The sequence below is a fragment of the Nocardiopsis protaetiae genome (assembly GCF_045446735.1).
GTDB classification, from domain to species: domain Bacteria; phylum Actinomycetota; class Actinomycetes; order Streptosporangiales; family Streptosporangiaceae; genus Nocardiopsis; species Nocardiopsis protaetiae.
Genome location: NZ_JBJJBV010000267.1, coordinates 1 through 9,160, shown reverse-complemented (window position 1 = coordinate 9,160; position 9,160 = coordinate 1). Strand labels below are relative to the sequence as shown.

At 70.9% G+C, this 9,160-nt stretch carries 7 protein-coding genes; 4 read left to right on the top strand and 3 right to left on the bottom strand.

The annotated features are described in order from the left end of the window. Positions 1-393: 393 nt before the first annotated feature. On the bottom strand, positions 394-852 hold the full coding sequence (locus ACJOT3_RS28595; RefSeq protein ID WP_406976228.1) for a hypothetical protein: 459 nt from the start codon (positions 850-852) through the stop codon (positions 394-396). A 601-nt stretch (positions 853-1,453) separates the two neighbouring features. Here ACJOT3_RS28595 and secA point away from each other — a divergent pair. Then, entirely contained in the window at positions 1,454-4,297 is a 2,844-nt protein-coding gene (gene secA / locus ACJOT3_RS28590) for a preprotein translocase subunit SecA (RefSeq protein WP_406976227.1), read from the top strand. Positions 4,298-4,631: 334 nt separating this feature from the next. Here secA and ACJOT3_RS28585 read toward each other — a convergent pair whose 3' ends face one another. Then, the gene (locus ACJOT3_RS28585) at positions 4,632-6,014 is read right to left on the bottom strand and encodes a PTS transporter subunit EIIC (protein ID WP_406976226.1); all 1,383 of its coding nucleotides are present in this window, start codon (positions 6,012-6,014) and stop codon (positions 4,632-4,634) included. Between the two features lie 46 nt (positions 6,015-6,060). Beyond that, entirely contained in the window at positions 6,061-6,798 is a 738-nt protein-coding gene (locus ACJOT3_RS28580; RefSeq protein WP_220565069.1) for a GntR family transcriptional regulator, read from the bottom strand. A 266-nt stretch (positions 6,799-7,064) separates the two neighbouring features. Between ACJOT3_RS28580 and ACJOT3_RS28575 the strand changes: the two genes are divergently transcribed. The 3 genes from ACJOT3_RS28575 (at position 7,065) to ACJOT3_RS28565 (ending at position 9,107) form a co-directional block, all read left to right on the top strand. Further along, a complete protein-coding gene (locus ACJOT3_RS28575; RefSeq protein WP_406976225.1) occupies positions 7,065-8,108 on the top strand; it encodes an SIS domain-containing protein in 1,044 nt (347 codons plus the stop codon). Between the two features lie 143 nt (positions 8,109-8,251). Further along, entirely contained in the window at positions 8,252-8,491 is a 240-nt protein-coding gene (locus ACJOT3_RS28570) for a PTS sugar transporter subunit IIB (protein ID WP_220565071.1), read from the top strand. 127 nt (positions 8,492-8,618) lie between these two features. Next, positions 8,619-9,107, top strand: coding sequence for a PTS sugar transporter subunit IIA (locus ACJOT3_RS28565; RefSeq protein WP_406976224.1), 489 nt, complete (start codon positions 8,619-8,621; stop codon positions 9,105-9,107). Positions 9,108-9,160 lie beyond the last annotated feature (53 nt).

The following is a 9,160-nucleotide window of genomic DNA, read 5'->3' as shown; positions in this document are numbered from 1 at the left end:
GCGGGTCGTGGGACCCGCCGCACCCGTCGCACCGGCCGGGTCGCGCCACACGCCACGCCCGCCGCACCGACCGGGCCTCACCGCCCGCCGCACCGACTCGGGCCACGCCATCCGCCGTGCCCGCCGCGCATGCGGCACCGTAGTGACCGCCGGCGCACCGCTCATCGCACGTGCCGCACCGCTCGGCGCGACCGTCGCACGTGCCGCATCGGCGGGCCCGACCGGCCCGAAGGCCCGGCCGCGCCCGCGGCCTCCACCGCGCCAGCCCGATCGGCCCGAAGGACCGGCCGCCCCCGTGACCTCCACCGCGTCGGCTCGGTCGCATCGGCGGGCCCGGCCGGGCCCGTGATCTTCAGTGGGCCGGGCGCGGTCTGCGTCCGGCACCGGGACGGGTCAGGCGGCGGTGGCGCGCCGCTCCTTCCGGTCGCGCCGCCGGGCCCGCGCCTCGTGCCGCTGCTCCTTGCGGATCCGGTGCAGCGAGATGCCGTGCGGCTCCTCCGGTTCCACCGACGGGGAGTCGAGCACGACGTCCCCGAAGATGTCGGTGACCAAGGCCAGGACCAGCGCCGCGGCCAGCAGCAGGCCGGCGATCACCAGCAGCCACACGGCCATCCCCTGCACCACGGCGACCGCGCCCGCGACGAACCCGGCCAGGGTGAGCGCCACCACCGCCCAGGACGTGGCCCGGCCCCGGTGCCGCCCGGTCGGCGCCAGGCTGCCGCCCTGTCGCTGGAACCCCCGGATACGGCCGAAACGCTGCTCGTCGTCGGGCTTGTGGTGCTCCCAGTCCGCGCACGACTCGTTCGACGTCGGATGTCGCCGTCCTTCGATCAGGTCGTCGAGTATCTCCACGGGAGTGCGGGGCGACGGAGCCCCGCCCCCGGCCTCCGTGGCCTGTGCCCTCCCGGGTCCTTCACCGGTACGCATGGCGATCCCCCCTGAACGCTCATGACGTCGGCCCGGCCGCTCCGGCGCGGGCCGGGCGTCTACCGATGTGTCTACCCGGATCCGGTCGATGAACGCGGACCCCGCCGACCCGCCCCGGCGTTCCCGCCGCCGACCCCGCCTCCGCCGCCGACCTCACCCCAGGGGCCCCGCCCGGCGTTCCCACGGTCCCCGGCGGCCCCGCGCACCCCGCCCGACCACAACGGTTGGAAAACGGTGAGAATCCCCGGCGCCGCCCGCCGGCGGCCGCCGACCCGCCCCGATGCGCCCGCACGTGCGCAGGGGAACATTCTCCGTGGTTTCGATCGTTCACCTGGGGGAAGAGGCCACCCGTCCACCGCCACCGTCGAGGGACCGGGTACAGGGCGCACGTCCTCTAGGATGTAGGCCCGAGGGCCCAGGGACCCCCCGCCGCCCTCCGCGGCCACGGGACAGCGGTCAGCGGGCCTAGATCTGATCTCCACGCGTGCCGTGGAGCCAACCGCGATCTGCGAGGAGCGCATAGGAAGTGCCAGGGATACTCAGCAAGCTCCTGCGCGCGGGTGAGGGAAAGATCCTGCGCCGGCTCAACAAGCTGAAGGACCAGATCAACTCGATCGAGGACGAGTACGTCGACCTCACCGACGAGGAGCTCCGGGCCCTCACCCAGGAGTACAAGGACCGCCTTGAGGAGGGCGAGACCCTCGACGACCTCCTTCCGGAGGCGTTCGCCACCGTCCGCGAGGCGGCCAAGCGCACCCTGGGCCAGCGCCACTTCGACGTCCAGCTCATGGGCGGTGCCGCGCTCCACTTCGGCTACATCCCCGAGATGAAGACCGGTGAGGGCAAGACCCTGACCGGTACCCTCGCGATCTACCTCAACGCGCTGGCGGGTGAGGGCGTCCACGTCATCACCACCAACGACTACCTGGCCAAGCGCGACGCCCAGAACATGGGCCGCATCTACCACTTCCTCGGCCTCGAAGTCGGCGTGGTCAGCCCCAACATGACCCCGGCCGACCGCCGCAAGGCCTACGAGGCCGACATCACCTACGGCACGAACAACGAGTTCGGCTTCGACTACCTGCGCGACAACATGGCGCTGTCCCTCAAGGACACCGTCCAGCGCGGCCACTTCTTCGCCCTCGTCGACGAGGTCGACTCCATCCTCATCGACGAGGCGCGCACCCCGCTCATCATCAGCGGCCCCTCCGAGCAGAACTCCCGCTGGTACGGCGAGTTCGCCAAGATCGCGCCCCGCCTCAAGCGGGACACCGACTACGAGGTCGACGAGAAGAAGCGCACGGTCGGCATCACCGAGTCCGGTGTGGCCAAGGTCGAGGACTGGCTGGGCATCGACAACCTCTACGAGGCCGTCAACACCCCGCTGATCAGCTTCCTCAACAACTCCCTCAAGGCCAAGGAGCTGTACCGCCGCGACAAGGAGTACATCGTCAAGGACGGTGAGGTCCTCATCGTCGACGAGTTCACCGGTCGCGTCCTGGCGGGCCGCCGCTACAACGAGGGCATGCACCAGGCCATCGAGGCCAAGGAGCGCGTCAAGATCAAGGACGAGAACCAGACTCTCGCCAAGATCACGCTCCAGAACTACTTCCGCCTCTACGACAAGCTCGCGGGCATGACGGGTACCGCCGAGACCGAGGCGGCGGAGTTCCACCAGACCTACGGCGTCGGCGTGGTGCCCATCCCCACCAACAAGCCGATGATCCGCGAGGACGTCAAGGACCTCGTCTACAAGAGCGAGGACGCCAAGTTCGAGGCGGTCGCCGAGGACATCGCGGAGCGCCACGAGGAGGGCCAGCCGGTCCTCGTCGGCACCACCAGCGTCGAGAAGTCCGAGCTGCTGTCCAAGCGCCTCAAGCGCATGGGCGTCCCGCACGAGGTCCTCAACGCCAAGAACCACGCCCGTGAGGCCGCGATCATCGCCCGCGCGGGCAAGCTCGGCGCGGTCACCGTCGCCACCAACATGGCCGGCCGCGGTACCGACATCATGCTGGGCGGCAACCCCGACTTCCTCGCCGACGAGGAGCTCCAGGCGCGCGGCCTGAGCCCGCTGGAGACCCCCGAGGAGTACGAGGCGGCCTGGTCGGAGGCGCTGGACAAGGCCAAGGCCGAGTACGAGGACGAGCACGAGAAGGTCGTCGAGCTCGGCGGCCTGTACGTGCTCGGCACCGAGCGGCACGAGTCCCGGCGCATCGACAACCAGCTGCGCGGCCGCTCCGGCCGCCAGGGCGACCCGGGCATGTCCCGCTTCTACCTGTCCCTCCAGGACGACCTGCTGCGCCTGTTCAACAGCAGCCGTCTGGAGGTGTTCATGAACCAGCTGAACATCCCCGACGACCAGCCCATCGAGTCGGGCATGGTCAGCAAGGCGATCGCCTCCGCCCAGGGCCAGGTCGAGACCCAGAACTTCGAGATCCGCAAGAACGTCCTCAAGTACGACGAGGTCCTCAACCGCCAGCGCAAGGTCATCTACGCCGAGCGCCGCAAGGTCCTGGAGGGCCAGGACCTGCGCGACCAGGTCATGGTCATGCTGGAGGAGGTGCTGCGCGGCTACGTCGCGGAGGAGACCTCCGAGGGCGACCCGGCCGACTGGGACCTCGACAAGCTGTGGCGGGCGTTCAAGCAGGTCTACCCGATCAGCTTCACTGTCGACGAGTTCATCGAGGAGAACGGCGAGCTGCACACCCTCACCGGTCAGCTCATCGCCGACCGCGTGGTGGAGGACGCCAACGCCGCCTACGACGCCCGCGAGTCCGAGCTGGGCGAGGAGGCGATGCGCGAGGTCGAGCGCCGCATCATCCTCCAGGTCATGGACCGCAAGTGGCGCGAGCACCTCTACGAGATGGACTACCTCCAGGAGGGCATCGGCCTGCGCGCGATGGCTCAGCGCAACCCGCTGATCGAGTTCCAGCGCGAGGGCTACGACATGTTCCAGCAGATGCTGGAGGCCATCAAGGAGGAGTCGGTCGGCTACCTCTTCAACATCGAGGTGCAGGTCCGCAAGAAGGAGGAGCCCAAGCTCACCGCCGCCGCGGCCGCCACCACGGCCGCGACCGTGGGCGGGTCCTCCGGTGCGACGGCCGTGGCCACCGCGGTGGACGAGGACGCCGAGGCCGCCGCCGCCGAGGCTCCCACCGAGGAGGCCGAGCCCGCCGAGGACGTGGTGGTGCCGGGCTTCGGCGGGAGCCGGCCCGGCCGCCTGCAGTACTCCGCGCCGAGCGAGGACGGCTCCGTCGAGCGCCACAGCGAGGCCGACGACGAGTACGCGGGGGTCTCCCGCAACGCGCCGTGCCCGTGCGGTTCCGGCAAGAAGTTCAAGAAGTGCCACGGTGACCCGGCCAACCGGTAGCCGCCACTGAGACACGCCTGTGGGCGCACCCCCTGAGGGGGTGCGCCCACACGTGTTCCCGCCGCCGTTCCCCGCTCGGGCCCTGCGGAACGTTGTGGACCGGTGGCCGCCGACGACGGGGCCGGCCGTGATCACCGCCGCCGGTGAACCGTTCCCGGGCGGGGGAGGGGCCGGTCCGCGGCCGCCCGACACGGCCGCCCGACACGGCGGTACGGCCGAGGCCGATCCGCCGCCCCGTGGGCTCCCCGAGACCGCCCCGGAGGACGGCCGTCGCGGGAAAGGGGCGGGCCCGCACCCGGCGAGGGTGCGGGCCCGCGTGGGGCGGACGGGGAGGTCAGTCCTTGCCTCCCTCGGAGCCCTTCTCCCCGGTCTCCGTGCCGCCGGCGTCGTCGCCGGCCGGCGCGGCCGCGACCTCGGCGCCCTCCGCCGGTTCGCGGCCCGGGGTGGGCAGGTTCATCTTCCTGATGAGGAACGTGAAGATCAGGTAGTAGAGGAAGAAGTACCCGACGCCCATCAGGAGGATGATCGGCAACTGCTCGGTGTTGTCCTTCGACGCGTTGAGCAACAGGTCGATCAGACCCGCCGAGAACCCGAAGCCCAGCTGGGCGCCCACGGCGTTGAGCACCGCCATCGAGATGCCGGTCAGCACGATGTGCACGCCGAACAGGACCGGGGCGATGAAGATGAACGCGAACTCGATCGGTTCGGTGATGCCGGTGACGAAGGCCGTCAGCGCCGCGGCGACCATCAGGCCGCCGATGTTCGCGCGCTGGGAGGGGTGGGCGCAGCGCCAGATCGCCAGCGCCGCACCGGGCAGGCCGAACATCAGCACCGGGAAGAAGCCCGACAGGAAGCCGCCCGCGGTCGGGTCCCCGGCCAGGTAGCGGTTGATCTCGCCCAAGGCCACGTCGCCCGTCTCGGGGTCGGTGTAGGAACCGAACACGAACCACACGACCGAGTTGACGATGTGGTGCAGGCCCAGCGGCAGCAGCAGGCGGTTGATCACACCGTAGATGCCGGCGCCGACCGCGCCCAGCCCGATGATCCACTCGCCCAGGGCGTTGATCAGGGAGCCGACCAGCGGCCAGACGAGGCCGAACGCCACGGCCACCAGGAGGCCCACGCCCGCCATGAGGATGGGGACGAACCGGCGCCCGCCGAAGAAGCCCAGCCAGGTCGGGAGTTTGATCCGGTAGTACCGCTGCCACAGCCACGCCGCGAGGAGGCCGATGACGATGCCGCCGAGCACGTCGCTCGGGTTCTTCGCGCCCCAGTTGACGATGAGGTCGCCGCCCGATTCGAGGGTGACCCGGTCGCCGACCTCGCTCCCGCCCTGGAAGAAGAGCAGTTTCGACACCCGGTCGAACACGAGGTAGCCCACCACGGCGGCCAGTGCGGTCGACCCGTCGGCGCGCTTGGCGAAGCCGATGGCGACACCGACCGCGAACAGCAGCGGCATCGCCTGGAACAGGGAGTCACCGGCGGCGCCGACCACGTCCGCGACCTGCTGCATCCAGGCCAGGCCGTTGATCGAGGCCAGGCCGTCGGCGCCGAGCAGGTCGTTCTGGCCCAGGCGCAGCAGGATGGCCGCCGCGGGCAGGACCGCGATGGGCATCATCAGGCTTCGGCCGAAGCGCTGGAGGAGCGCCAGCGCGGAGGAGGAGCGTTTGGGGGAGTCGGCCTTGGCTGCCGTGGCCGGTGTGTTGTCCGAACTCAAGGGGGGTCCTTCCCTCGGACCTGCGCCTCGTGGGCGCGGGGGTGTGTCAGTCGCCGTGTCGGCGCGGGTCCAGCCGCGAGTGCAGCTGGTACCGGTCGGCGCGGTAGGTGGACAGTGCCAGTTCCACGCACTGTCCCTTGGTGAAGCTGCGGCGCTGCATCACCAGCACCGGGCTTCCAGCGGGCAGGCCCAGGAGGCGGGAGTCGGCCGAGTCGCAGATCCCGGCCTCGATGGTCTGTTCCCCGGAATCCAACAGGATGTCGTACTCGTTTTCCAGGACCTCGTACAGCGAGCGTTCGGCGAGGTCGAAGTCTTCGAGTCCGGGGACCATGGCCGCGGGGATGTTGGAACGCTCCACGGCCATGGGTTCGTCGTCGGCGGTGCGCATCCGCTCGATGTGGTGCACCAGGGTGCCCGGCTCGATGTCGAGCATGCGCGCGGTGTGCCCGCTGGCCGGGATGACCTGGCGGATGAGCTCGCGCGCCCCGGGCTCGTACCCGCGGGCGCGCATGTCCTCGCTGAAGGAGGCCAGGACCAGGGACATCTCGATCTTGGGGCGGGCGATGAAGGTCCCCTTGCCGGGGACCCGGTAGAGCCGTCCCTCGGAGACCATCAGGTCGATGGTCTGGCGGACGGTCATGCGGGAAAGACCGTAGGAGGCGCTCAGCTCCCGCTCGGAGGGGATCATGTCGTCCACACCCAGTCCGGCCTCGGTGATCCAGTCCAGGAGCAGGTCGCGGAGTTGGACGTACTTCGGCAGCGGGTTGCTGGGATCGATCGGCATGGGTGCGGGTGGCCTTCTCGGTCGGCGGACGGGACGGGGTGGTGCGTGCGCTCCCGGTTCGGTCGTGGTCCGGTCTCTGGGAACCCGGTGGCCCCGTGAGCGCGGGATACATCCTCCTGTACCCCGAGTATCGGGACAATCCCGGAGCCACTGGTATAGTCCGGACTAGACCATAGCTCTGTCCGCGTGTCAATCCACCCAACGGCAGGCGGTCCGCACACTTCACGGGAGTGCCGGGAACCCGGCACGAGCAGGGGAAGGCCCTCATGACCACCACGACGAGCGTGATGCGCTCCGAGATCGCCGAGCAGCCCGAGGCGCTGCGCCGCACCTTCGCGGAGCTGCTCCCGCTCCGCTCGGAGATCGCGGCCCTGGGACGCTCCACCAAGCACGTGCTCTTCATCGCCCGCGGCTCCTCCGACAACGCCGCGGTCTACGGGAGCTACCTGCTCCAGGCGCACGCCGGACGGCTGGCCACCCTGGGCTCCCCCTCCATCGCCACCTCCTACGGCTCCAAGATCGACCTGTCCGACGTCCTGGCCGTGGCCATCTCCCAGTCCGGCAAGACCGAGGAGATCGTCGAGACCATGCGCTGGGCCGCCGACTGCGGCGCCCGCACCGTCGGCGTCACCAACGGCGCCGACTCCCCGCTGGCCGCCGAGGCCGACGTCGCCCTGGTCACGCAGGCCGGCAGCGAGGTCGCGGTGCCCGCCACCAAGACCTACAACACCCAGCTCGCCGCCCTGGCGGTGCTGGCCCTGGGCCTGGGCGCCGACCTGGACGCGGCGGACCTGGACCGGGTGCCCGCCGCCATCGAGGAGACCCTGGCCGCGCCCACCGACGCCCTGGAGGAGATCGTTGAGCGCATGGTCGCCGTGCAGGGGGCGGTGATCTCCGGACGCGGCATGGCCTTCTCCACCGCCCTGGAGGCCGCCCTCAAGCTGAAGGAGGCCTGCTACCTGCACGCCATGGGCCTGTCCTACGCCGACCTGCTGCACGGCCCGATCGCCGTCGTCGACCCGCGCACCCCGGCGCTGCTGGTCGCCGCCCCCGAGGGTCCCACCCTCGCGGGCACGGTCGCCCTGGCCGAGCGGGCCCGGTCGGCCGGCGCCCCGGTGTTCGGGTTCGGCGGCGGGTCCGCCCTGGCCGCGGCCAGCGACCTGTCCGTCCCCGTCCCGGACGTGCCCGAGTGGGTCGCCCCGATGAACCTCATCGTCCCGGCCCAGCTCCTCACCGAGCGGCTGGCCCGGCGCCTGGGCTACAACCCGGACGTCCCCCGGGGCCTGAACAAGGTCACCCAGACGGGCTGAGAGGCACCCGGGGCCTGAACAAGGCCACGCGAAAAGGCTGGGACGCTCCCGGGACCCGGTGCCTGGCGCACCGGGTTCCGGAGCTCTAAGCTCCCCCCACGGGGACGGTCGCGGTCCCCACGGCACAGCACGGAGGACGACAGATGGCGGACAAGGCAGCGGCGATCGTCGCGGGTCTGGGCGGCGCGGGCAACATCGAGGACATCGAGGCGTGCATCACCCGCCTGCGCACCGAGGTGTCCGACGCGTCGCTGGTGGACGAGCAGGCTCTGAAGAACACCGGGGCGCACGGCGTCCTGATCTCCGGCAACGTCGTCCAGGTGGTCGTCGGCCCCGAGGCCGACTCCCTCACCGACGACATCCGGGACATCATCGACGGATAGTCGCGGGCGACCGCGGCGGTGGACGCACGCCGGGTCACGGATGTGATGCGGGCCGGGTCACGGATGGGACGCAGGCCCGTTTCCCGCCGGTCCGGATGAAGTCCCCTCAACAGGGAAGAGAGCTCCCATGCCAGACGTCAACGGATCCCTGAGCGTGCTGTCCCCCGTCCGCGGAACCGCCCTCTCCCTGGAGACGGTGCCCGACCCGGTCTTCTCCCAGGGAATGGTGGGACCCGGGGTCGCCGTCCACCCCGAACCCGGCCAGGAGGGCGGGCAGGAGGGCACCCAGGATGCCATCGCCCCCATCGACGGCACCCTCGTCAAACTGCACCCGCACGCCTTCGTGGTCATGGCGCCCGACCAGCGCCGGGGCGTGCTCGTCCACCTGGGCATCGACACGGTCAAACTCAAGGGCGAGGGGTTCACGCTCCTGGTCGAGGAGGGCACCGAGGTGACGGCGGGCACGCCCATCGTCCGCTGGTCCCCGGGCTCGGTGGCCGCGCGGGGGATGCCCGCCGTGGTCCCGGTCGTCGCCCTGGACGCCGTTCCCGGCGCACTGGAGGCCGTCGCCGACGGCGGCGTGGACGCCGGCGAGCCGCTGTTCACCTGGTCCTGACCGAAGGCCATGACCGAAGGTCCTGCCTGAAGGTCCTGCCCGCAGGCCCTGAC

Bases quoted from the DNA above. Each gene is read 5' to 3' on its own strand.
- ACJOT3_RS28580 (WP_220565069.1), bottom strand. From the start codon at position 6,798: ATGCCGATCGATCCCAGCAACCCGCTGCCGAAGTACGTCCAACTCCGC.
- ACJOT3_RS28570 (WP_220565071.1), top strand. From the start codon at position 8,252: ATGGCGGACAAGGCAGCGGCGATCGTCGCGGGTCTGGGCGGCGCGGGC.
- ACJOT3_RS28565 (WP_406976224.1), top strand. From the start codon at position 8,619: ATGCCAGACGTCAACGGATCCCTGAGCGTGCTGTCCCCCGTCCGCGGA.
- ACJOT3_RS28575 (WP_406976225.1), top strand. From the start codon at position 7,065: ATGACCACCACGACGAGCGTGATGCGCTCCGAGATCGCCGAGCAGCCC.